The sequence below is a fragment of the Streptomyces sp. NPDC037301 genome (assembly GCF_055602785.1).
This window is the reverse complement of the sequence record NZ_JBVJWD010000035.1, coordinates 31,731-51,452: the sequence shown is the minus strand read 5'-3', so window position 1 is coordinate 51,452 and position 19,722 is coordinate 31,731. Positions and strand designations below refer to the sequence as shown.

Sequence of the window (19,722 nt, the reverse complement as noted above, 5' to 3'; positions counted from 1 at the left end):
GATGGTTGCGCGGCTCGGCCCGCGGGCAGAAAGCGCTGTCGGCGGACAGCATGGCCGCACGCACAGCCGCGCACCAGGGGGCATCGGGAACCTCAGGGGAAACAGGGCGCGTCGACTCGATGACGGCGGTGATCACCTGGAAAGGGGTGTCGTCCGTGGCGGCGTACGGTACCGGGACGCAGACTTGACGGCATGCCATCCCAGAAGCGCGCCATGCGCAGTGCGGGTCTCCTTCTGTTCCGCCGACCGGACGGGGCCTCGTACGACAGTGCCGGTTTCGAGGTGCTCATCGGGCATATGGGCGGCCCGTTCTGGGCGGGCCGCGAGAGCGCGGCGTGGTCGATCCCCAAGGGTGAGTACGGCCCTGCCGAGGAACCCGCGGACGCGGCCCGCCGTGAGTTCGAGGAGGAGTTCGGCCGTCCGGCGCCGGACGGTGAGTGGGTGGAGCTCGGTGAGGCCCGTCAGTCCGGCGGCAAGACCGTGACGGTGTGGGCGATGGAGGCGGATGTCGATGCCGCGGCGGCCGTTCCCGGGACGTTCACCATGGAGTGGCCGAGGGGGTCCGGTGTGCTGCGCGAGTTCCCGGAGATCGACCGGTTCGCCTGGTGCACGCCCCAGGAGGCCACGGAGCGGCTCGTCACGGGCCAGCGGATCTTCCTCGAAAGGCTGCGGGAACACGTGGAGTATGGGGGGTGACGCCCGCTCAGGACGGGCCCTGAGCGGGCGTTTCGCCGTCTGTGCGGCTGATCTCCGGGCTGTGCAGGTGGTGTTCGACCGCGTCGTGGCTCACCCTGAGCCGTTCCCGACCGGACAGCCGCCGTGCAGCTCCAGCCGGTCGCCGGTGAAGCGGCTGCGGAAGCTGCGGTCGTGCGAGACGACAACGACCGCTCCCCGGTACTCCGCGAGCGCTGCCTCCACCTCCTCGACCAGGCTGAGCGCGATGTGGTTCGTCGGCTCGTCCAGCACCAGCAGATCGGCCGGTCGGGTGACCAGGCGGGCCAGTGCGAGCCGTCGTTGCTGGCCGACGGAGAGGGCGGCGACCGGCACCGTCAGGTCCTCGGGACGGAACAGGCCCAGGGCGAGGAGGCTCTCGGCGTACTCGTCGGGGTGACCGGACCGCCCGGCGGCGAAGGTCGCCAGCAGTGTGCGGCGCGTCGGCCGGGCGGGAAGTTCCTGCGGGAGGTAGCCGATCCTGGCCCGGCGGCGCACCGTGCCCTCGTCGGGGGCGAGGTCCCCGGCCAGGACCCGCAACAGAGTGGACTTCCCCGCGCCATTGGGGCCGGTGACCAGAAGACGCTGCCCCGGGTCCACGCGCAGTGCGGGCAGGCGGAGCCGGTCCCCGACGACGACCGAGTCGAGCGCGGCAAGGGGGCCGGGGCCCGCATCGCCGTCGGCTGCGACGGCGATGTCGGCGCAGAATCGCAGGGGCCGGGGCGGGGCGGGTGCGGGTGCCCTGCGCAGCCCGTCCAGCCGGCTTCTGGCGGCCCTGACCTGCCCGGACAACTTGGCCTCGTGCGAACGGCGGTGTTTGCCCCAGCCCTCGCCCGGATCCTTTCCCGTCCCGGCGAGGCGCTGTCCGGCGGCGCTCACGAGCTCTTCGGTACGAGCCACCTCGTCCAGCCATTCCTGGTGGTCCTGTGCCCAGCGGCGGCGGGCGGCCGCCTTCGCGGTGCGGTAGTTGTCCCAGCCGTCCCCGTACCGGACGACACTGCGCAGGTCACGGTCGACCTCCAGGATGACGGTGGTGGTCCGCTCCAGGAAGGTCCGGTCGTGGGTGATGACGACGACGGTGCCGCGGTGGGCACGCAGGTGCTCCTCCAGCCAGGTGGTGGCGCGGAGGTCGAGGTGGTTGGTCGGCTCGTCGAGCAGCAGAAGTTCGGGGGCGGATGCCAGTACGCAGGCGAGCGCGAGCCTGGACTGTTCGCCCCCGGACAGCGTGCCGAGGGGTCGTTCGCGCGTGAGGTGGGCGAGTCCCAGGCCGTGCAGGGCCGCGTCGACCCGCGTGTCGGCCTGGTATCCGCCGCGTTCCTCGTACGCCGTCAGCAGATCGCCGTACGCGGTGAGCCGGGATTCGTCCGGAGTCCCGGCGGCGAGCGCCTCTTCGGCGGTACGGATCTCCCGCTCCAGCTCGCGCAGTTCGGCCAGGGCCGCGTCGACGGCGTCCTGGACGGTGCGGCCGGGGGCGAGAGCGAGCGTCTGGGAGAGGTAGCCGGTGCCGCCGGGGAATCGGACGGTGATGTCGCCGCTGTCCGGTGCCTCTCCTTCGGCCAGCAGCCGGAGAAGAGTGGATTTCCCGGAGCCGTTCTCGCCGATCACTGCGACTCTGTCGCCGGGGCGGACGGTGAACGACACCTGATCGAGGACGGTTCGGTCCCCGTAACGCTTGGAGACGTCCTTCATGGTCAGCTGGGCGCGGGCGTGCTTGGGCGTCATGGGTGCTTTCCCTGAGGTGACATGCCTCGGCGGCGCATGAAGGTGCGCTGCGGGGCGGGGCTGCCGGGTGGGCGGAAGGGACTGCGGCACGCGGGGGTGGCCCCTGGGGTCACCCGGCGACGCTCAGTGTCGCGCGGCGGCGTCCGTGCCCGGAATCAGCGAAAGAAGTAGTACGAACCCATGGCGTTCAGTGTAACCAGGGCCGTTGGAGCCGCCCACGGGTTTTTCGGGCGGCTCCGGCCGAGGGCCCGGCCCAGGAGAAACGGCGGCCTGCGGCGGCAGCCCGCCGGGCGAGGTCAGTGTTGCGGGTTCTCGCCCTGGGCCGCTTCGATGCTGCTGTGCAGATCGCTCGTCGCGTCGAGCGCGGCGGCGCCGGAGACGACCAGGCAGGCCAGCAGCGCCGCGGCGGCCGCCCGGCCGACGCGGGGGCGCGGGGCGCTCCGGCCGAGGAGTGCGGCGACGCGGCGCGGAACGGGCCCGGCCGCTGCGGCGAGCGCCACTCGTGGGCGAGGCTGCGCGGCGCCTTCGGCGGCGCGTGCGGCGAGGGCGGCTCGGCCGATGGCCCGGGCGGCGACCCTTCGGTCGCCGACGGCGGCGGCGGCGGCCTCGTCGGCGCAGCGCTCCAGGGCGTAGCCCATGGGCGCGCGCAGGGAGCGCAGTGCTGGGTGGCAGAGTGCCGCCACTTCGGCGACGGCGATGAAGAGGTGGTGGTGGCCCGCGAGATGGGCGCGTTCGTGTGCCAGCAGGGCGTCGCGTTCGGCGGGGTCCAGGGCGCGCAGCATCCCCGTGGTGACGACGATCCGGCCGGGAGTGCCGGGACGTCCGGGCAGCGCATACGCGTCGGGACGGCTGTCTCGCAGGACGGCCAGCTCGCCACCGGTGTACTCGGACGGCTGCGCGGACCGGTGCAGCTCCGCCCAGTGGCCGCGGGCGGTGCGGGTGACGGCGGCGGCGCAGCCCGCGAGCAGCGCCAGTGCGGCGGCCGCGAGGGGCACGGCGACCGCGGGAACTGCGTCGGAGAGCGGCCTGACGAGTTCGCCGAAGGCGGAGACGGCGGAGAACCGGGTCGCGCCGGGCACCACCAGCAGGGCCAGGGCGAGCAGGCTGCACAGGGCGAGGCCGATGCCCGTCGAGGCAAGCAGCCGTACGGCCCGCACCGGCGACAGGGTGTCTGCAAGGCGACGGGCTGCGGGTACCGCGACGAAGGGCATCAGTAGCGGAACCCACACGGCGTAGATCATCGGGCTTCTCCATCGAGCAGGTCCCGGAGCAGCTGCTCGTCCTCGTCGGTGAGCTGTGACACGAATCGGGCCAGCACCGTACTGCGGTCCTCCTCCTTCTGCAGTTCGCTGTGCATCCGGCGGGCGGTCAGCCCGGGCGCGTCCTCGGTGGGGGTGTACGCGAATCCGCGGCCTGCGCGGATTCGGGTGACCGTACCCTTTTCGTAGAGACGCGACAGGATCGTCGTGACGGTGGTGCGGGCGAGAGCGGCCCCGATCGCCCCCTGCACCTGGCCTGGAGTGAGCGGGGTTTCGGCCGCCCACAGGGCCGCCAGGATCGTGGACTCCAGCTCGCCGGAGGGGCGTCGCTCCGATGGGGTGTGGTGCGGTGACGGGCGCTCCGGTCCGGCTTCCGTTGCCAGCCCGGGGGCCGGTTCGCCGTACGGGCTGGGGTCGGGTTCTCCGCTCGATATCCCCTTCACCTGGGACATGGGAACTCTCCTCCGCCTTCGGGCGTCTACAGTGATGTAGACCGTCTACATCACTGTAGTCAGTCCGGGCGTTCCGCAGGGCCGCCCGCTCACCATTATGGGAGACCTTCCACCGTGTCCGTATTCTCACTGGCGGCTGCGCCACAAGCGGTGAACCTGCTCGACGCGGGTTCACTGCTCGGAGCGTTCGGTGCGCTCGGCATCGCCGTCGTGCTCTTCGCCGAGACAGGACTGCTCGTCGGCTTCTTTCTGCCCGGCGATTCCCTCCTGTTCACGGCGGGCCTGCTCTGCGTGTCGGGCACCCACGGCCCGGTCCAGCTGTCGTTGCCACAGGTGCTGATCGCCGCCGTGGCCGGCGCGCTGCTCGGTGCACAGGCGGGCTACTGGATCGGTCGCCGCGGTGGCCGGGCCCTGCTCGCCCGCAGTCGCGCCAAACGGCTGCACGAGGGCGCCGCCCGCGCCGAGGAGCTGCTCGGCAGATACGGCCATGCGCGGGCGATCGTGCTGGCCCGCTTCGTACCCGTCGTACGCACGGTGCTCAACCCGCTTGCCGGGGCGCTCAACGTCCCTGCCGGTCTCTTCACACTGTGGCAGGTCGTCGGCGGGGCGGTCTGGACCGTCGGACTGGTCTTCGCGGGATACGCACTGGGGTCCTCGGTGCCCAACGTCGACCGCTATCTGCTGCCGATCGTCGCTGTCGTGGTGGCGGTCTCCCTCATCCCGCTCGCTGCCGAACTGCTCCGCTCCCGCGGCCGGCGCACCGCCGAAGGAGACAACAGCTGATGCCTCTCGCCTCCACCGCCACCTCGTTCGACGGTGGCCTGTACACCTGGATCACCGAGCTGGCCCAGCGCTCCCCGGCCGCTCTGGATTCCACCATCCGCGTCTGGTCGGACTACGGACTGGCGCTGTTCGCCCTGCTGATGCTCGCGTCCTGGTGGCGCTCCCGCTCCGCAGGTCCCGTCCGTACCGCCATGGCGCTCTGCACCCCGCTCGTCGTGGTGGCCGCGTACATCGTCAACGATCTGGTGAAGTCGGCCTTCCATGAGCAACGGCCGTGCCAGACCCTGCATGTCGTGACCGTGGAGGCATGTCCCGCACTCGGTGACTGGTCCTTCCCCAGCAACCACGCCGCCATCGCGGCGGCCGCGGCGATGGCGATCTGGCTGACCGACCGCCGGCTCGGGGCGCTTGCGGTGCCTGCCGCTCTGCTGATGGCGGCGTCCCGGGTGTGGATCGGTGTGCACTACCCGCACGATGTGCTGATCGGGCTGGTCACCGGCGCGCTGGTCGCCTGGCCGCTGACGGTCGCGGCGCGGCGCTGCGCCCCGGCGGTCGTCCGGCTGCGCGAAAGCCCGCTGCGCGCCCTGGTGGCGACACGGTGACCGAAGACGCTTCGGGGGTCGCGCGCGCCCGGTCCGTACCCGTCGCGTTACCGCTCCGTGCACCACTGGGAGCCGTTGTGGTCGGGCTGCTCGGACTCATCGCGCTGGCGGCTCTCGTCCTGGCCACCCGGCACGGCTCCCCGCCCACCCTGGACCGGGCCGGCCACGACTGGTCGCTGCGGCATCGGCCGCCGGGCCTCGTGACGACCGCCCGGGCCATCACGGCCACCGGTACCGGAGTGTTCCCGTACGGGACAGCGGTGATCGCCGGGCTGATCGCCGGCCGTGACACCCGCCGACGGCTGGGGTACGCGGCAGGCGCCCTGGCCTTCCTGCTGCTCGCGCAGGGTCTCCGCTACGGCCTCATGGAGCTGATCGCCCGGCCCCGCCCGCCGCTGGGCGACTGGGCCACGCACGCCTCGGGCTTCGCCTTCCCTTCCGGGCACGCGACGACGTCCGCGCTGATGGCCGGCCTGTTGCTCACGGCCCTCGGTCTCCGGACGCGCGGCGGGACCGGGCCGCGTCCCCTCCGTACCGTTGTCGCCGCCCTGGTGGTCTGCTGGGCCGCGGCCGTCGGTCTGAGCCGGGTTCTGCTCGGCGTTCACTGGGCGACGGATGTACTCGCCGGATGGCTGTTCGCCACGGTCTGGATCGGGCTCGGGACCGCGCTGATACGGAAGGCACTGCCGCTCCCGCAGTGACCGGTCCGTCCAGGCCCCACCCCATCGAGGTTCCGTGCGATGCCACTCATCTCTCCCGCACGTGCCACCCGTGTCATCCGTCCACCGGTTGTGCCGCGTCTGCTCTCGCTCCTCCAGCGACGACTGACCTGGGTGATGGTGGCCGCGTACACGGCGGCCACGCTGCTGCCGCAGGCCGGACTGGCCCTGCGGCAGCTTCAGGTCGCCGCAGTGCCCGTCCCCGGCGGCGCCGCCCCTACCCAGCTCACCCTGCCGTCGCTCCTGCTCGGCTATCTGCTCTTCACCGCGGCGTTACGGGTGCCTGCCGGGGGGCTGCCTCGGCTCGTCCGCCGACCACTGCCGCTGCTGGTGGGAACGGCCGCCAATACGCTCATTCCGCTGGCCCTGCTGCCCTGCCTGGCCGTTGCACTGGGCCGACTGCCCGATGCCGACGGCTGCAGCGGACTGATCACCGGCCTCGCGCTCGTGGGGGCCATGCCGGTCGCGGCCGGAGCCACGGTCTGGGGCGGTCGGGCGGGCGGCAATCACTCCCTGGTCGTGGGGATCGTGCTCGCCTCCACCCTGCTGAGTCCGCTGACGATTCCGCTGATGCTCTCAGCGGCCTCGACTTTGACACGTGGCCACTATGCCCACGATCTGTCCCGGATGGCGGCGACGGACGGCGGGGCGTTCGCCGTGATCAGCGTGATCGTGCCGTGCGTCGCCGGTCTGGCCGTCCAACGGGTGACACCCCGCCTTGTGCTCGAACGGCATCTGCCATGGCTGCGGCTGCTCGGACTCGTCGACGCGGTACTGCTCACGTACAGCAACGCCTGTGGGGCGCTCGGCGGCTTCCTGCTCCACCCGCGGCCCGCACTGCTGGTCGCGGCGGTCGTCGTGTCCGGGGCCCTGTGCGCGGCGTCCTTCGTCATCGGCTGGTGTCTGGCCCGCACGGTACGGGCGAACCGCGCGGACACGGTCGCGATCACTCTCACCTGCGGAATGAACAACAGCAGTGCGGGTGCGGTACTGGCGGCGACGAATCTGCCGAGCAGCCCTCAGGTGCTCCTGCCCGTTCTCGCGTACAGCCTGTTGCAGAAGTGCGGTGCGGGGCTCGCGGACTCGGTGCTGCGCCGCAGGACCTAGGTGTACTCGGTTCTGTCCCCTTGGCGCCGCGGGGCCAGCGGCATGCAGCTACTGACACCGCGGCATCGGTCTCACGGTCAGCCGGCTGCAGGATTCAATCCAGCAGCCGACTTGGCATATGCCAATTGGCAACTTTAGTTACCGACTGGCGATTTGGTAACTAAAGTTGCCTCCATGATGATGCCTGAGATCACGACCGCAGAACTGACGGCCCTCGACGCGGCCCTCCTCGACGCCCTCAACCCGCTCGCCGCATCCATGCGCGCCCGAGCGACTGGACTCCCCGAGGACCGCATGTGGGCAGCAGACCCCTCTGACGTGGCCCTGTCCATCCTCAGCGCCTGGAAGGTAGTGGACGAGGAGGTCAAACGGTTGACGGCGATTGCCGCACAGACCGCCGGTGCCTATGGTGCGAGCTACGAGCGGATGGGCGCTGCTTGGGGGATCACCCGACAGGGTGCCCGCAAGAAGTGGCCCGACGCCACCGACAAGTCGGCAGCCACGGAAATGAGGGCGAGCAGCCTCGAACTGTTCGGTGGTACCGCCGAATTGTTCCGAGACACGTCGTCGGATGGCTGGCGATGGAAGGGGCAGGGCGCTGACGGAACATGCAGCGAAGCCAACGGTGCACTCACTCTCGCCACGAAGGAAGAGGCTGCCGCCCACGCAGGGGCCTTCCTGAAGGAACACACCGCCGACGAGGGTTAGATTCCTGTCCCGTGGGTCACTGATGGGTCCGGTGAGGATGGCGGCGAGGTGGAGTGCGGCCATCAAAGAGACACGCTCCAGGTGTGCTGTCCGGGCAGGCGGATGACGGCGAGGCCGCCGTCGAGGTCGACGGTGGAGCGGTTCGGCGGCGCGCCGTCCTCCTCGTCGTCGCGCAGCAGCAGGGCGCTTTGGCGCTCCTTGAGTTCGCCCTGTTTGCCGGGCGAGAAGCTCGCGTGCAACTGCTCGAACCCGGTCGCCGACACCTGGCCCCGGCGGGCGCCGTTGCGCCATGGCAGCAGACCGGCCCGCCCTGCGCGCAGCATCAGCTGATCGAGAAAGGCGACGACGGTCAGCCCGATCACCAGTCCGGGCAGCGTCATCAGCGCGACGAATTCCATCGGCCCGGTCTCATCGGTGTCCGGTGCGGTGCGCATCGGTCGCGGGTATGACTGTGCGGGCCGTCGCACTGCGCGACGGCCCGCACGGTCCTGGGGATCAGGGGTGGCCGGTCAGCCGTTGGGGAGGATGACCGCGCGGCCGTTGATCTTGCCGTGGTGCAGCCGTTCGTACGCCAGTGGCGCCTCGTCCAGCGTGTAGGTCTCGACGTGGACCTCGACCGATCCGGCACGGGCGAGGTCGAGTACCTCGGCGAGCTCGGAGCGCGATCCCCAGTACGGGGAGGTCCCCGTCGCGCTGTACGGCAGTGAGCCGAAGCCGACCGGCAGCGCACCGCCGCCGACGCCGACGATCGTGACATCGGAGTCGATGGCGGCCGCGGCCCCGGCCGTGGCGACGGTGGGAGATGCTCCGACGAAGAGGTCGCGCAGATAGGCGCGGTGGGGAGCCCAGCGCGAGGCAGACACGGGTCCTGGGCGATCAGGTAGTTGTCACGCTCTGCGATTTCCCGGGGTCTACCGCGAAACGGGGTGGCTATACGCCTGGCCGACAAGCTGTAAAGGTTCCGGGGCTTTCTCAGATCGCCGGAGCGTTCATCGAGGCGCGAGTTGCGGCGGAGATGAGAATGTCACGGGGCACCCGCGCTGCGGCGGCCAGGGCGCGACCCACCGGGTAGGCGTGGGCGCCTGCTGGGAGATTTCCGCGGCGCCCGCTGAGTACCACGTCGATGGAGCCCGTGGTGCTGTGCGAATCTGTGGTTCGGTCCAATCGCCGAAGTGCTTGGCGGGCGACTGCCTCCGCACTGTCGTACAGGGTGGTTCCGGTGGGCAGGCTCTGCAGAATCTCTGGTGCCACCAGGGGGTAGTGCGTGCATCCCAGCACCACGGAGTCGCAATTCTGGGGGGTCCGCTCGGCCGCGTCGGCGATCGCTTCCGCTGCTGCGGCCATGTCTCCGTGGTCGACCGCCTCGGCCAGACCGGGGCATGCGACACGCGCGACAGGCCGACCGTTCGCGAAGTCCGCGATCAGGCGATCCTGGTAGTCACTCGCCGTGGTCCGGACGGTTGCCCACACGGCGATGCCTTGGCCGGCCGCTGCGGCCGACTTCACGGCGGGCACGGTTCCGATCACAGGCACATGGGGTTCAAAACTCTCACGCAGAGCGTCGATCGCGGTGACGGTGGCGGTGTTGCAGGGGACCACGATGGCCTCCGCACCTCGCTGGACGGCCAATTGAGCGGCACTGAATAGACGGTCCGTGACGAAGGAGGCAGTTCTCGATCCCCAGGGGGCGCCGTCGGGGTCCAGAAACAGAAGCAGATCGAGTTCCGGGGCGAGGTGCCGAAGCCATCCTGTGGTGGAAAGGAGGCCAAGCCCTGAGTCGATCAATGCCACCATCATGGAAGTCAAGCTACCAGCCGACCACTGGCGCAGATGGCGGTCCGTCACAGGCGGCGGTGGGAGCGGCCCTCCCAGCGGCGAGTGGTCCACGCTCGGCGGATCAGGCTACGCACGGTGATGATGGTGTCAGCGAGGTCGAAGAAGGCCTCGATGACGGTGGCCCGGCGCTCGTAGCAGCGGGCGAGGCGATGGAAGGCGTTCTGCCAGGCGTGGGTCCGTTCCACATGCCACCTCTGACTTGCCTGAAGGGGTGCCTTCTCGCCCTTGTGCGCGATGCGGCCGTGCAGGCCGCGTTCGTGGAGCAGGGTGCGGGTCCTGTCCGAGTCGTAGCCGGCGTCCAGGTGCACGGTGACGTCTTCGGGCAGCGGTCCCAGGTCCTGCAGGCGGTCCAGGGTCGGGGCGAGTAGCGGGGAGTCGTGACGGTTCGCTCCAGCCAGCACACGGCCGAGTGGGATTCCATAACCGTCTGTCATGCCTGAGCGTTTCAATCCTTGTTTGCCGCGATCTACCGGTGAGCGGCCTGCGGCTTCACCGCCGCCGGGGGCTTTATTGATGGAGCCATCGACGGCGATCTGGTCGAGGACGAGGCCGACGATCCGGTCGTGAGAGCGGTCTTGCCGGCGAACTCCTGGTCGGCGGGGGTGAGGGGGGTGCTCATTGGATTGCGTTTCCTTCCGTGGTGCTGTGCGGCGCCGGCCCGGCGGGAAGCTGCGTGAGCAGTTCTTCGGAGAGGGCGTCGAAGGCCTGCCCGACCAGCCGGGGCAGGTTGTCCGGGTGTCCGCCGCGGGCCCAGGCGGCTTGGGCCGCGAGGAGTGCCCCGGCGCCCGCGGCGACCGTGACGGCGGGACGGATTTCCAGCCGCGGGTCGACTCCGAGCCGGTCCGCGACGATGGCGACCGAGTCCTCCTGGGCGTCCACCCGGATGTGGTGGAACGCGGCGTAGAGGGTCGGCTCCTGCTCGGCAAGGACCAGCAGGCCGAAGATCCGGTCGCGGCGGTGCCACGCCTGCGCGTCGGGGTCGTCGAGCCAGTCGAGGACGGCGCGGCGGTAGGCGGTGAGCGGGGGCTCGTCGGCGGGGCGCATGCGCAGGGCGTCGTTGATCCGGTCGCCATCGCCCCGGAGCGAGTCCAGGAGTGCGGCTTCCTTGCTGGTGAAGTACCGGCTGAAGGTCCGCCGGTCGACGTCCGCGCGTTCCGCGATCTCCTCGACCGTCACATTCTTCAGGCCCCGGTCGAGTACGAGCTCGAACGCGGCCTGCGCCAGTGTGTCCCGGGTCCTGCGGGCCTTGCGGCTCCGTCGCTCCGCGATCTTTCGTTCCGGGTTCATGAGTGCACCGTGCACCTACAAATGTCCCGACGCGTCAGAAGTCTCGCCGGGACATTGGATCAACATCCGGCTGCCCTGCCGGCCTCTCTACCGGCTGCTGAAGGTCTCAGCGGCCCGGCGCGCACCGTGACCGGTCGCCACGGGCCGGCGGCGGCTGCCCGCCGGTGCCCGGCGCAGGGCGAGGGCGGCGATGTCGTCGCGTCGTACACCTCCTGAGAAGGACTCCAGGTCGGCGTGGAGCGCGTCCAGCACCTCGCGCGGCCCGCGGCCCGCCCAGTGACCCAGCCGGGCGTCCAGTGGATAGAAGGCGCCCGATGCGTCGCGAGCCTCGGTGACCCCGTCGGTGAAGGCCAGAAGCGTCGCGCCGGGCGGGAAGTCCAGCCATTCCGCGACCCGTGCCTCCGGGCTCAGTTCCGCCATGCCCAAGGGAACGGATGTGCGCCGCAGCGGAGCCGGGCAGGCCACGCCGTCGTGCAGCAACCGGGGCGGCAGATGGCCGCAGTTCACGGCCTGCGCCCGGTCCTCCCCGCCGAAGCCGAGCACGAGAGCGGTGACGAAGCGTTCGATCTCTCCGGTCTGGGCGGAGAACGCGTTGTGCCGGGCGACGGCGTCCTCCAGCGCATCGACCACTCCGGTCAGGGCGGGCTCGCGAATGGCCGCTTCCCGGAACGCTCCGAGCACGGCGAAGCCTGCCCCGATCGCGGCGAGCCCCTTGCCCTGGACATCCCCGATGATCACCCGGGTTCCGTAGGGCGACTGCACGACCTCGTAGATGTCACCGCCGACCAGGCGGTCCTCCTCGATCGGCGTATAGATGCCGTGAGCGAAGATCTGCTCGGTCAGGATGGGCAGCGGGCGCAGAATCTGCCGCTGGAGCGCAACGGCGGCGGAGCGCAGTCTGGCTATCTCGGCGGCATGACGGAGCCGCAGCGCGCAGGAGCCGACGCCCAGGAAGCAGGCCAGCACGGTAAAGGCGACGCTGCTGGTGATGTCCCAGAACGTCCCCCCGGTCACCAGCCGGGAGCAGACGAGGACGGTCGTGATCCAGGTGGCCACGCCGACGGTCTGCCGGATCGTTCCGAAGACCGAGACGAGTGCGGGCACGACCACGAGGAGCGATATGAGGCGCAGCTCGTCGCCGGTCCGGACGTCGAGGACGGCGACCAGGACGGTCAGCAGTGCCAGCCCGCCGAACAGTGCCCCATTGCCGATCCGGGGGGCGAAGACGGCTGCCTCCCCCGCGTCCGTACCAGGGAGCGTCGCTCCACGCGTCGCCGCTCGGTACTGGAGCCCGATCGTCACGGCCCGTTCCTCCCGGGATCTGCCGGCCCCGCGCCGGCGTTCACTCCCAGTCCATCCGGTTCGCAGGGGGCAGCACACGAGGCTTACGGCCTCTTGGAACGCGCCGAAGGTCCCGGAACCGGGAATGGCAGTGACCTTCGGCCCGGAAGTCCCGGGACGAAGGTCACTGTGTTGCGGTTCAGCGCACGGCTGCCGCACGGGCTTCGCCGTCGCGGCTGACGCCACCGGTTCCTGGCAGGCGCGTCGGCGGGTGCTCCGGTACGAGCGCCGAGAGGAAGGACGTCCGGCGGCGGAGCACGAATCCCAGCGATTCGTAGAGCCGGACGGCATTGGTGTTGGAAGCGGAGGCGTGCAGGAACGGTGTTTCGCCGCGCTGCCTGATCTCGTGGGCGACGGCGAGGACGAGCCCGCTGCCGAGCCCCTGCCCGCGCACGGACTCGTCCGTGCAGACGCCGCTGATCTCGCTCCAGCCGGGTGGGTGGAGGCGTTCGCCCGCCATCGCGACGAGCGCTCCTTCGCGGCGGACGCCGAGGTAGGTGCCGAGCTCGACCGTACGGGGCAGGAACGGTCCCGGGCGGGTGCGGGCGACCAGGTCGAGCATCTCGGGCACATCGGCGGGTCCGAGCCGTACGGCCTGCGGAAACGGGGCTGCCGCGCCCCCGGCGTCGACGAGCTGGACGCCCTCGGCGTGAAAGGTGATCTCCCAGTCGTCCGGCGGCGGTTCACGGAAGGCGGTGATGGTGACGGCGCCACCGGGGCCGGCGAGTGCTGCTGCATCGGCCCAGTCCTCGGCCTGCGGCGCGTCCGGCATCGCGACCCAGGGGGCCACGTCCGCCGGGTAGCGCAGAATGCGGCCATGCTCTTCGGCGAAGTGGGCGTGCGGGCCGGTCAGTGCGGCGCGGACCGGGTTGTCCAGCGGATGCGCGTCACCCCCAGTGACATGCGGCGCGCTCACGCGATCGCCTCGATGACGATCTTCCCGCGCGCATGTCCGCTCTCCACGGCGCGCAGCGCTCCTCCCGCCTCGGCGAGCGGGAAGGTCCCGGTCACGTGCGTCCGCAGGGCGCCGGTGACGACGAGGTTCGCCACCTCGTCGAGGACCGCCGCGGTGCGGGCCCGTGCGACGGCCGCCCCGCCGAGCTCCACCGCCAGTGGCTTGCCTCCGGCGCTGATCAGCGTGGCCGGGTCCGTGAGCAGCGGGGCCACGGCCCTCAGCGTGTCGCCGCCGACCAGGTCGAAGACCGCGTCGATGCCGTCGGGTGCCGCTGCCCGGACCCGGTCGGCGAGACCGGCGCCGGATTCGACGTGCACCGCGCCGAGCGACTCGACGAAGTCCTTCTTGGCCGCGCTCGCGGTACCGATGACATGGACACCGGCGTGGCGGGCGAGCTGTACCGCGGCCGTTCCGACACCGCCTCCGGCCCCGGTGATCAACAGGGTCGAACCGGGGGCGAGTCCGAGCTGGTGGACGCCGTCGTACGCGGTGGCCACCGCGACCGGCAGCACGGCCGCGTCGGTGAACGACAGCTCGGCCGGCTTGTGCGCGGTCACGGCGACGGGCAGCAGCGTGTACTCGGCGTACCCGCCGGTCACCGGATTGCCGAAGACCTCGTCCCCGACCTCGAATCCTTCGACATCCGGGCCCACGCCCGCGACGACTCCGGCGGCCTCGCTGCCGAAGACGGTGGGAAACGGCTGCGGCTCACTGCCGGGCCTGGTGTACCCCGTGCGCAGCTTCCAGTCGACCGGGTTGACCCCGGCCGCCCGGACGGCGACAAGCAGCTCGCCGGGGCCCGGCACCGGCACGTCCTGTTCGATGAGGGCCTCCACCTCCGGTCCGCCGTTGCGGGTGAACACGTACGCCTTGGGCATGAGCTCCCTCTCTCCTGGTCATGGCAGCGACGGTTCACGGCGCCGAAGGCCGGGCCGGTCACCGGTCGCTACAGCAACAGGAAGGTCCTTTTCCGTGCACGTATTCCCGGGCCGGTGGAGTGTTCACCGGGCCGCAATGATTCAGCGGACGCCGCCCGTGACCGGGTCCACGACCTTGTTCACGAGGAGTTCGAGAAGCCTCCGGTCGTCGCCCGCGGTGCCGCGTTCGGCGGGTGTGTCCGGGTTGACGTCGAGCAGCACGTGGGTGGCGCCCAGCTCGCCGAGTTCTGCCAGATCGGCCCGGATCCGGTCGATCGTGCCGTGTCCGGCGGGGCGTTCACTGCCGAGGAGTGCGTCGGTGACGCGGATCTGCAATCGCGGCACGAGCGTGGGAGCGGGGCGCCGGACCCGTTCGGCCTCCTCGGTGATCACCGGCAGCCCGGCCCGGATCGCATCGAGCGGCAGCCGGTACGGGTGCCAGCCCTCACCGAGCCGGGCGGCGCGGCGCTGGGCAGCGGCCGAGTTGCCACCGACCCAGACGGGCAGACAGGGGTCGGATGCGGGCGCGGGCGCGGTCCGAACTCCTTGGTACGAGACGTGCTCGCCCCGGAACGTCGTGGGGTCCTCGGTCCATGCGGCGCGGATGGCGGTCAGGTATTCGTCGGTGATCCGTCCCCGCTCGGCGAAGGGCACGCCCAGCGCCTCGTACTCGGCCCTGGACCAGCCGATCCCCGCGCCGAGGATGAACCCGTCGGCGTTCAGGTTGTCGATATTGGCTGCGAGCCGGGCCGTCTGCAGAGGGTGCCGGTACGGAATCACGGTGACGGTCGTACCGAGCACCAGACCCGGTACCCGTCCGGCGATGTGCGCGGCGAGTACGAACTGGTCGTAGAACGGGGCGGGATACGTCTCGTGCACGTCGGGGGTGACCGCGATGTGATCGGAGATCATCGCGAAGGAGTACCCCAACTCACGGGCATCCATGGCCTGTTGAAGGAGGGTTGCCGGGGTGGTACCGAAACCGAAATTGAGTATGTTCACGCCGAATTTCACGACCGGAGCCTAACAACCGGACGTGCACGGACGTCGACGCGAGGAAGGTGGGGACAGCCGCCAACTCCCCCTTCGCACCGAGCCGGTTCGATGGCACCGGAGCAATCAGTCGGCGAAGACGCAGCGGTGGCAGGCGGCTTCGGCGTCCTGGAGGTACTGGAGGCACGGGCCGTTCGCGTTCATCGGACCGTGGGCGACCAGGATCCGCAAGGCTGCCTGAACCCACCGCACTCCCCCGGCATCCGGGGCCAGTCACTCCAGCAGCTTCCGGGGCGAGTCCCCGGTACGAGGAACGGACCACTGTGCCCAGTACCGCCGCGCCCAGCCCGCCGCAGCGGCGCGCCGCAATCGTCGTGCGACGTGTCCGTGAGGCGATGCTGCGGCTGGTCCATCCGGTCGGGGCCCGGATCAGTCCCGACGCGCGCGCGGTCGCCGCGGCGGCAGCCGGTCCGGAGAACGTCGGACTGGTCCTGGCCCCGGTCCCGGCCGGACCGCAGGGCCCGGAGACGGATGCGCAGCCCCCGTGCTCCTCGCACCGCCGGATCCGTCCGCGCCCACGGACCGTCACAGCCCGCGCCGGCTGCCGGATTCCCGGTCGCTGCTGCACATCGCCGAAGTCGAAGGACCCACCGGTACCGAGATGCGGCTCGCGGCTCTGGACACGGCCTCCGGAGCCGTACGCACCGTCGCCGCCGCCCCCGGTACGGTGGAGGAGCTGCTGGTCTCCGACGACGGGAAGCAGGCGCTGCTGCTTATTCCCCCGCCGTCACGCACACCATCGTGGGCTACCCGCGCGACTGAGCAGTCCGGGCATCGGTCCGCAGTCGGGGCACCGTCGATTTCGACTCAACTACCGCTGGATATGTGCCGGTCGGCCCCGATGCGCCGTCGGCTGTGGCAACCTGGAGGCGACCGCCCCACCGGGCTCCCCCGTACCGGTGGGGCGGTTCTGGTGTCCGGTGCGCCCCGCCTGCACAGAAATGACGAGGGATCACGACGATTCCCGGCCATTGATCCCGTGTGACCTGATCGACTTCCACTTTTCCGCATGGGAGCCCCCTCCGGGGGCAGACGCATACACCTCACCTACGACCAGGGGAGCGTGACGAGATGACGGCGCACACTGCGCAGACCGCCGGTGCGGAGCGAGCGGAGAGTGCACGGTCGACGCGGACGGGGGAGGCTGCCGAGGACATGGGCGGCCTGCCGTGGATCGAGGACGCGGGGAAGATCGCCCCGCCGGATGCGCGTGAACTGTCCAGGCTGTTCTTCGACCGGCTCCAGGTCCTGGAGGAGGGAACCCCTGCCCATCAGTACGCGCGCAGCACCCTCATCGAGATGAACCTCTCCCTTGTCCGGTTCGCCGCAGGACGGTTCCGGAACCGGGGCGGCGGCGACATGGAGGACATCGTCCAGGTAGGCACCATCGGACTGATCAAGGCCATCGACCGGTTCGATCTCTCCCGCGAGGTCGAGTTCGCTTCCTTCGCGATCCCTTACATCACCGGCGAGATAAAACGGTTCTTCCGTGACACCAGCTGGGCGGTGCATGTCCCGCGCCGGCTGCAGGAGTTGCGGGTCGACATCGCCAGGACCAAGGAGTCCCTGGCCACGCAGCTCGACCGCGACCCCACCGTTCCGGAGCTGGCCGAACAGCTGGGGCTCAGCGAGGGCGAGGTCACCGAGGGCATCGTGGCGGCCAACGGGTACACGGCGGGTTCACTGGACATGCCGGCCGCTCCGGCGGACGCGGGCCGGCGAAACGCACCGGGGCGCACCTTCGCCGATGTTCTGGGCGGACCCGATCCCGCCATGGAGGCGGTCGAGGATCTGCATACGCTCGCGCCGCTGCTCGGCGATCTCGACGATCGTGAACGTCGCATCATCGTCATGCGTTTCGGCCAGGAGATGACCCAGTCCCAGATCGGCACGGAGCTCGGCATCTCGCAGATGCATGTGTCGCGGCTGATAAGCAGGATTCTGCGCAAGCTCCGCAGCGGAATGCTCGTCGAGGACTGATCCGAGCGGACGCGGTCTCCGGCTGACGCATCAGCCGAAGTCTCCATCGCCCGTCTGCCCCGCGATCGCGCTCGTACATCGCGGCCGCAATGAAATCGGGCGCCCGCATCGGGCCGCTCGGCGACGAATTTCCTCGGCGGGCACGGCACCCCCATCGGCGGTGTGGTGGTGGACGGCGGTACGTTCGACTTCGGTGCGCACACCGACCAGGTGGCGGCCGAGGCGGCGCCGGCCGATGCGCTGGCCGTCGGACGGTGGGCGGCGGTGACCGGCGGATCGATGGGCGGCATGCGGGCGCACCGACGGCGGCGCCCGGTGGCGGCGGGCGCGGCTGAGCGACGGGCCGAGGCGCGGCAGTTGGGTCCGCTGGTCGGTCGACTGGCTGCCCAGGGACTGCGGTCCGGCCGTCCTGCCGGCACGGGCGACGGACGGAACGGGCTGTAGCCGGCCGAAGGTTGCCGACCACAACACACAGGGCTATCTGCTCGATGCCGTGGTGCGGTACGAGGTGCAGGTTGTTGACGGGTCCACGAGGCTCGGCGGTGCCGGAGCGGATCGCTCCGGCACCCTGGGCCGGCCGGGCGGTGGCGCTCAGTCGCCGTCCTTCTCCGGGGCGCTGCCCGCGTAGTAGGTGGCGATCATGTCCTCGCCGCCGTGCCCTGCCGCCTCGGCGCGCGCGAAACGGTCGGCCGACGCGGCGACCAGGTCCAGCCGTACCCCCGACTCCTGTGCCGCGTCCAGGATGAGGCGGCTGTCTTTGAGCGCGTTGGACAGGGAGAAGCTCGGGGTGAGGTCGCCGGAGAGAACGGCGGCGGACTTGCCCTGGAGATAGGCGGAGTCCAGCGGGCCGCCCTTCATGACGTCCAGGAACGTCTGCGGGGCGATCCCCAGCCCTTCGGCCAGGTTGAGGCATTCCGCGATGCTGTTGACCATGGTGATCCCCCAGGTGTTGACCACGAGCTTCAGCCGCGAGGCCGCCCCGGGAGTCTCCGCGACCCAGACCGTTCGCTGCCCGATCGCGTCCAGCACCGGGTTCACCGACGCCCGGGCGGTGGAGGGACCGGACACGAAGACCGTCAACGTGCCCTGTTCCGCAGGCTGTTTGGTACCGAAGACCGGGGCGTCGAGGTAGACCAGACCCGCGTCCATCGCGCGCCGGGCGAGATCGGCGGTGGCGTCGAGCCCGACGGTCGAGCCCTGGAGGAGCACTTGGCCGGCGCGCAGCGCCGGCGACGCGGCGGCGAGTGCGGCGGCGACGGCGGGGCCGTCGTTGAGCATGGTGAGGATGACATCGGCACCGCGTACGGCTTCCTCCGCCGTCTCGGTGACCGTGGCGCCGTCGGCGGCGAGCGGGGCCGCCTTGGCCTGCGTACGGTTCCAGGCACGGACGTCGATTCCGGCCCGGAGCAGACTCCGGGCCATGCCTGATCCCATGATTCCGGTGCCGAGGACGGCGACCGTCGGCCGCTGCGAGGTGGCGTCGGCAGTGCTTGAGGTCATGAGAGGACTCCCTTCATCGGCCGCGCCCCGGTCGGCTCGCGGCGCAGTAGGTTCTCAGGATTGCCGTAGCGCACCTTCGAGGACGGCAGCGTGCACGGCCCTGGCGAGTCGTGCACCCCAGCGGGAGCGGGGTCCTGCGAAGGGTTCACCGGGGGTGGGTCCCGGGGAGGGGGCGGCGATGCAGACCGCGTCGGTGGGGGTGCCGGAGCAGTCGAGTCCCGCATCCAGGAGTGCCTGGACCTTGGCCTCGGTCGCCGTGGAGACCGCGTTGACGAGTGCGGCGTCGGAGAGTGCCACCGGCAGGGTCACGACGATATTGACCGTGCCCGGCCGCGGCGGCGTCCCGGTGCCCTCGGCCGGGGTGGCGGCCCAGCCACGTACGCCGAGTCCGCAGGTGGCGGTCGCCGTCACACCCTCGTCGGCCGCGGCTGTGTACGCGGTGACATCGGCGGCCGTCATCAGTCCGGCGCCGGGTCCGGTGAGGTGTTCCGTGGCGGCGATCTCGGCGAGGTGCCGTTCGGGGTCCAGGCGCGGATAGCCTCCGGGCACCTGGGCGTTGAGGATCCAGGCGCGCGGGCCGATGCCACCTCCGAGCACGGCGCTGCTGCACACCCGCCACCCCGGTCCCAGCCGCCACACCAGATGGTGCAGGTCCAGGCCGTCCTCGTGCCGGGCCAGCAGTTCACCGCGCTGCTCGGGGAGCCGGATGCGTACGGAACGGACGGGGCACCCCCGGTGGCGCGGCAGGACGACGGGTCGGCGGTTGGCCCGTCGATCATATGTGCCAGGG

General features: G+C 70.9%; 20 protein-coding genes and 3 pseudogenes. 8 read left to right on the top strand and 15 right to left on the bottom strand.

The features are described from left to right. The first annotated feature begins 192 nt into the window (after window positions 1-192). Complete coding sequence (locus ACZ7IB_RS36045) at window positions 193-696, top strand: NUDIX hydrolase (RefSeq protein WP_470918485.1); 504 nt, start codon at window positions 193-195, stop codon at window positions 694-696. Between the two features lie 90 nt (window positions 697-786). Here the strand turns inward: ACZ7IB_RS36045 and abc-f are convergent, their stop codons facing one another. The 3 genes from abc-f to ACZ7IB_RS36030 all read right to left on the bottom strand — a co-directional run bounded on the left by abc-f (window position 787) and on the right by ACZ7IB_RS36030 (window position 4,075). Next, entirely contained in the window at window positions 787-2,433 is a 1,647-nt protein-coding gene (gene abc-f / locus ACZ7IB_RS36040; protein ID WP_470918483.1) for a ribosomal protection-like ABC-F family protein, read from the bottom strand. A gap of 296 nt (window positions 2,434-2,729) precedes the next feature. Beyond that, the gene (locus ACZ7IB_RS36035) at window positions 2,730-3,674 is read right to left on the bottom strand and encodes a M56 family metallopeptidase (RefSeq protein WP_470918481.1); all 945 of its coding nucleotides are present in this window, start codon (window positions 3,672-3,674) and stop codon (window positions 2,730-2,732) included. Further along, window positions 3,671-4,075 (bottom strand): BlaI/MecI/CopY family transcriptional regulator, encoded by a 405-nt coding sequence (locus ACZ7IB_RS36030; protein WP_470918520.1) that lies wholly within the window; start codon window positions 4,073-4,075, stop codon window positions 3,671-3,673. Before ACZ7IB_RS36030 ends, ACZ7IB_RS36035 begins: the two co-directional genes overlap by 4 nt. Window positions 4,076-4,258: 183 nt before the next feature. Between ACZ7IB_RS36030 and ACZ7IB_RS36025 the strand changes: the two genes are divergently transcribed. The 5 genes from ACZ7IB_RS36025 to ACZ7IB_RS36005 all read left to right on the top strand — a co-directional run bounded on the left by ACZ7IB_RS36025 (window position 4,259) and on the right by ACZ7IB_RS36005 (window position 8,063). Continuing rightward, complete coding sequence (locus ACZ7IB_RS36025) at window positions 4,259-4,927, top strand: DedA family protein (protein ID WP_470918480.1); 669 nt, start codon at window positions 4,259-4,261, stop codon at window positions 4,925-4,927. Then, complete coding sequence (locus tag ACZ7IB_RS36020) at window positions 4,927-5,529, top strand: phosphatase PAP2 family protein (RefSeq protein ID WP_470918479.1); 603 nt, start codon at window positions 4,927-4,929, stop codon at window positions 5,527-5,529. Before ACZ7IB_RS36025 ends, ACZ7IB_RS36020 begins: the two co-directional genes overlap by 1 nt. Further along, window positions 5,526-6,230 (top strand): phosphatase PAP2 family protein, encoded by a 705-nt coding sequence (locus tag ACZ7IB_RS36015; protein ID WP_470918477.1) that lies wholly within the window; start codon window positions 5,526-5,528, stop codon window positions 6,228-6,230. The genes ACZ7IB_RS36020 and ACZ7IB_RS36015 overlap by 4 nt, the downstream gene beginning before the upstream one ends. Window positions 6,231-6,269: 39 nt before the next feature. Next, window positions 6,270-7,355 carry a bile acid:sodium symporter family protein gene (locus tag ACZ7IB_RS36010; RefSeq protein WP_470918475.1) on the top strand — a complete coding sequence of 362 codons (1,086 nt, stop codon included), beginning with the start codon at window positions 6,270-6,272 and terminating at the stop codon, window positions 7,353-7,355. Window positions 7,356-7,529: 174 nt separating this feature from the next. Beyond that, window positions 7,530-8,063, top strand: a complete 534-nt coding sequence (locus ACZ7IB_RS36005; RefSeq protein ID WP_470918474.1) for a hypothetical protein — start codon at window positions 7,530-7,532, stop codon at window positions 8,061-8,063. A 62-nt stretch (window positions 8,064-8,125) separates the two neighbouring features. Here the strand turns inward: ACZ7IB_RS36005 and ACZ7IB_RS36000 are convergent, their stop codons facing one another. From ACZ7IB_RS36000 to ACZ7IB_RS35955, 10 genes and pseudogenes are all read right to left on the bottom strand, one after another. Next, window positions 8,126-8,461 (bottom strand): DUF6191 domain-containing protein, encoded by a 336-nt coding sequence (locus ACZ7IB_RS36000; RefSeq protein WP_470918518.1) that lies wholly within the window; start codon window positions 8,459-8,461, stop codon window positions 8,126-8,128. Between the two features lie 111 nt (window positions 8,462-8,572). Further along, a pseudogene (locus ACZ7IB_RS35995) lies at window positions 8,573-8,878 on the bottom strand (zinc-binding dehydrogenase); the annotation flags it as partial. Between the two features lie 157 nt (window positions 8,879-9,035). After that, window positions 9,036-9,860 carry a glutamate racemase gene (locus tag ACZ7IB_RS35990; RefSeq protein WP_470918472.1) on the bottom strand — a complete coding sequence of 275 codons (825 nt, stop codon included), beginning with the start codon at window positions 9,858-9,860 and terminating at the stop codon, window positions 9,036-9,038. A 44-nt stretch (window positions 9,861-9,904) separates the two neighbouring features. Then, window positions 9,905-10,468, bottom strand: a pseudogene (locus ACZ7IB_RS35985) (transposase); the annotation flags it as partial. Window positions 10,469-10,514: 46 nt separating this feature from the next. Next, the gene (locus ACZ7IB_RS35980) at window positions 10,515-11,186 is read right to left on the bottom strand and encodes a TetR family transcriptional regulator (RefSeq protein ID WP_470918470.1); all 672 of its coding nucleotides are present in this window, start codon (window positions 11,184-11,186) and stop codon (window positions 10,515-10,517) included. A gap of 87 nt (window positions 11,187-11,273) precedes the next feature. Then, entirely contained in the window at window positions 11,274-12,488 is a 1,215-nt protein-coding gene (locus ACZ7IB_RS35975) for a PP2C family protein-serine/threonine phosphatase (protein ID WP_470918468.1), read from the bottom strand. A gap of 178 nt (window positions 12,489-12,666) precedes the next feature. Then, complete coding sequence (locus ACZ7IB_RS35970) at window positions 12,667-13,443, bottom strand: GNAT family N-acetyltransferase (protein ID WP_470918466.1); 777 nt, start codon at window positions 13,441-13,443, stop codon at window positions 12,667-12,669. Next, the gene (locus ACZ7IB_RS35965; protein WP_470918465.1) at window positions 13,440-14,360 is read right to left on the bottom strand and encodes an NADP-dependent oxidoreductase; all 921 of its coding nucleotides are present in this window, start codon (window positions 14,358-14,360) and stop codon (window positions 13,440-13,442) included. Before ACZ7IB_RS35965 ends, ACZ7IB_RS35970 begins: the two co-directional genes overlap by 4 nt. 141 nt (window positions 14,361-14,501) lie before the next feature. Further along, complete coding sequence (locus tag ACZ7IB_RS35960) at window positions 14,502-15,401, bottom strand: TIGR03619 family F420-dependent LLM class oxidoreductase (protein WP_470918464.1); 900 nt, start codon at window positions 15,399-15,401, stop codon at window positions 14,502-14,504. Between the two features lie 117 nt (window positions 15,402-15,518). Continuing rightward, complete coding sequence (locus ACZ7IB_RS35955; protein WP_470918462.1) at window positions 15,519-15,644, bottom strand: hypothetical protein; 126 nt, start codon at window positions 15,642-15,644, stop codon at window positions 15,519-15,521. 879 nt (window positions 15,645-16,523) lie between these two features. Between ACZ7IB_RS35955 and ACZ7IB_RS35950 the strand changes: the two genes are divergently transcribed. Together ACZ7IB_RS35950 and ACZ7IB_RS35945 are read left to right on the top strand one after the other, a co-directional pair. Then, window positions 16,524-17,432: an RNA polymerase sigma factor SigF gene (locus tag ACZ7IB_RS35950; RefSeq protein WP_470918460.1), complete on the top strand. Its 909-nt coding sequence runs from the start codon at window positions 16,524-16,526 to the stop codon at window positions 17,430-17,432. Window positions 17,433-17,730: 298 nt separating this feature from the next. Further along, window positions 17,731-17,952, top strand: a pseudogene (locus ACZ7IB_RS35945) (sulfite oxidase); the annotation flags it as partial. 71 nt (window positions 17,953-18,023) lie between these two features. On the opposite strand, the gene ACZ7IB_RS35940 reads toward ACZ7IB_RS35945, so the two are convergent. Then, the gene (locus tag ACZ7IB_RS35940) at window positions 18,024-18,932 is read right to left on the bottom strand and encodes an NAD(P)-dependent oxidoreductase (protein WP_470918458.1); all 909 of its coding nucleotides are present in this window, start codon (window positions 18,930-18,932) and stop codon (window positions 18,024-18,026) included. A gap of 54 nt (window positions 18,933-18,986) precedes the next feature. After that, window positions 18,987-19,679 (bottom strand): adenosylcobinamide amidohydrolase, encoded by a 693-nt coding sequence (locus ACZ7IB_RS35935; RefSeq protein WP_470918516.1) that lies wholly within the window; start codon window positions 19,677-19,679, stop codon window positions 18,987-18,989. Between the last annotated feature and the right edge of the window lie 43 nt (window positions 19,680-19,722).

What these genes read in the sequence shown, in the direction of transcription:
- abc-f (WP_470918483.1), bottom strand. Translation starts at nt 2,433, where the DNA reads ATGACGCCCAAGCACGCCCGCGCCCAGCTGACCATGAAGGACGTCTCC.
- ACZ7IB_RS36000 (WP_470918518.1), bottom strand. Translation starts at nt 8,461, where the DNA reads ATGGAATTCGTCGCGCTGATGACGCTGCCCGGACTGGTGATCGGGCTG.
- ACZ7IB_RS35980 (WP_470918470.1), bottom strand. Translation starts at nt 11,186, where the DNA reads ATGAACCCGGAACGAAAGATCGCGGAGCGACGGAGCCGCAAGGCCCGC.
- ACZ7IB_RS35940 (WP_470918458.1), bottom strand. Translation starts at nt 18,932, where the DNA reads ATGACCTCAAGCACTGCCGACGCCACCTCGCAGCGGCCGACGGTCGCC.
- ACZ7IB_RS36005 (WP_470918474.1), top strand. Translation starts at nt 7,530, where the DNA reads ATGATGATGCCTGAGATCACGACCGCAGAACTGACGGCCCTCGACGCG.
- ACZ7IB_RS35990 (WP_470918472.1), bottom strand. Translation starts at nt 9,860, where the DNA reads ATGATGGTGGCATTGATCGACTCAGGGCTTGGCCTCCTTTCCACCACA.
- ACZ7IB_RS35950 (WP_470918460.1), top strand. Translation starts at nt 16,524, where the DNA reads ATGACGGCGCACACTGCGCAGACCGCCGGTGCGGAGCGAGCGGAGAGT.
- ACZ7IB_RS35965 (WP_470918465.1), bottom strand. Translation starts at nt 14,360, where the DNA reads ATGCCCAAGGCGTACGTGTTCACCCGCAACGGCGGACCGGAGGTGGAG.
- ACZ7IB_RS36035 (WP_470918481.1), bottom strand. Translation starts at nt 3,674, where the DNA reads ATGATCTACGCCGTGTGGGTTCCGCTACTGATGCCCTTCGTCGCGGTA.
- ACZ7IB_RS36010 (WP_470918475.1), top strand. Translation starts at nt 6,270, where the DNA reads ATGCCACTCATCTCTCCCGCACGTGCCACCCGTGTCATCCGTCCACCG.
- ACZ7IB_RS36020 (WP_470918479.1), top strand. Translation starts at nt 4,927, where the DNA reads ATGCCTCTCGCCTCCACCGCCACCTCGTTCGACGGTGGCCTGTACACC.
- ACZ7IB_RS36045 (WP_470918485.1), top strand. Translation starts at nt 193, where the DNA reads ATGCCATCCCAGAAGCGCGCCATGCGCAGTGCGGGTCTCCTTCTGTTC.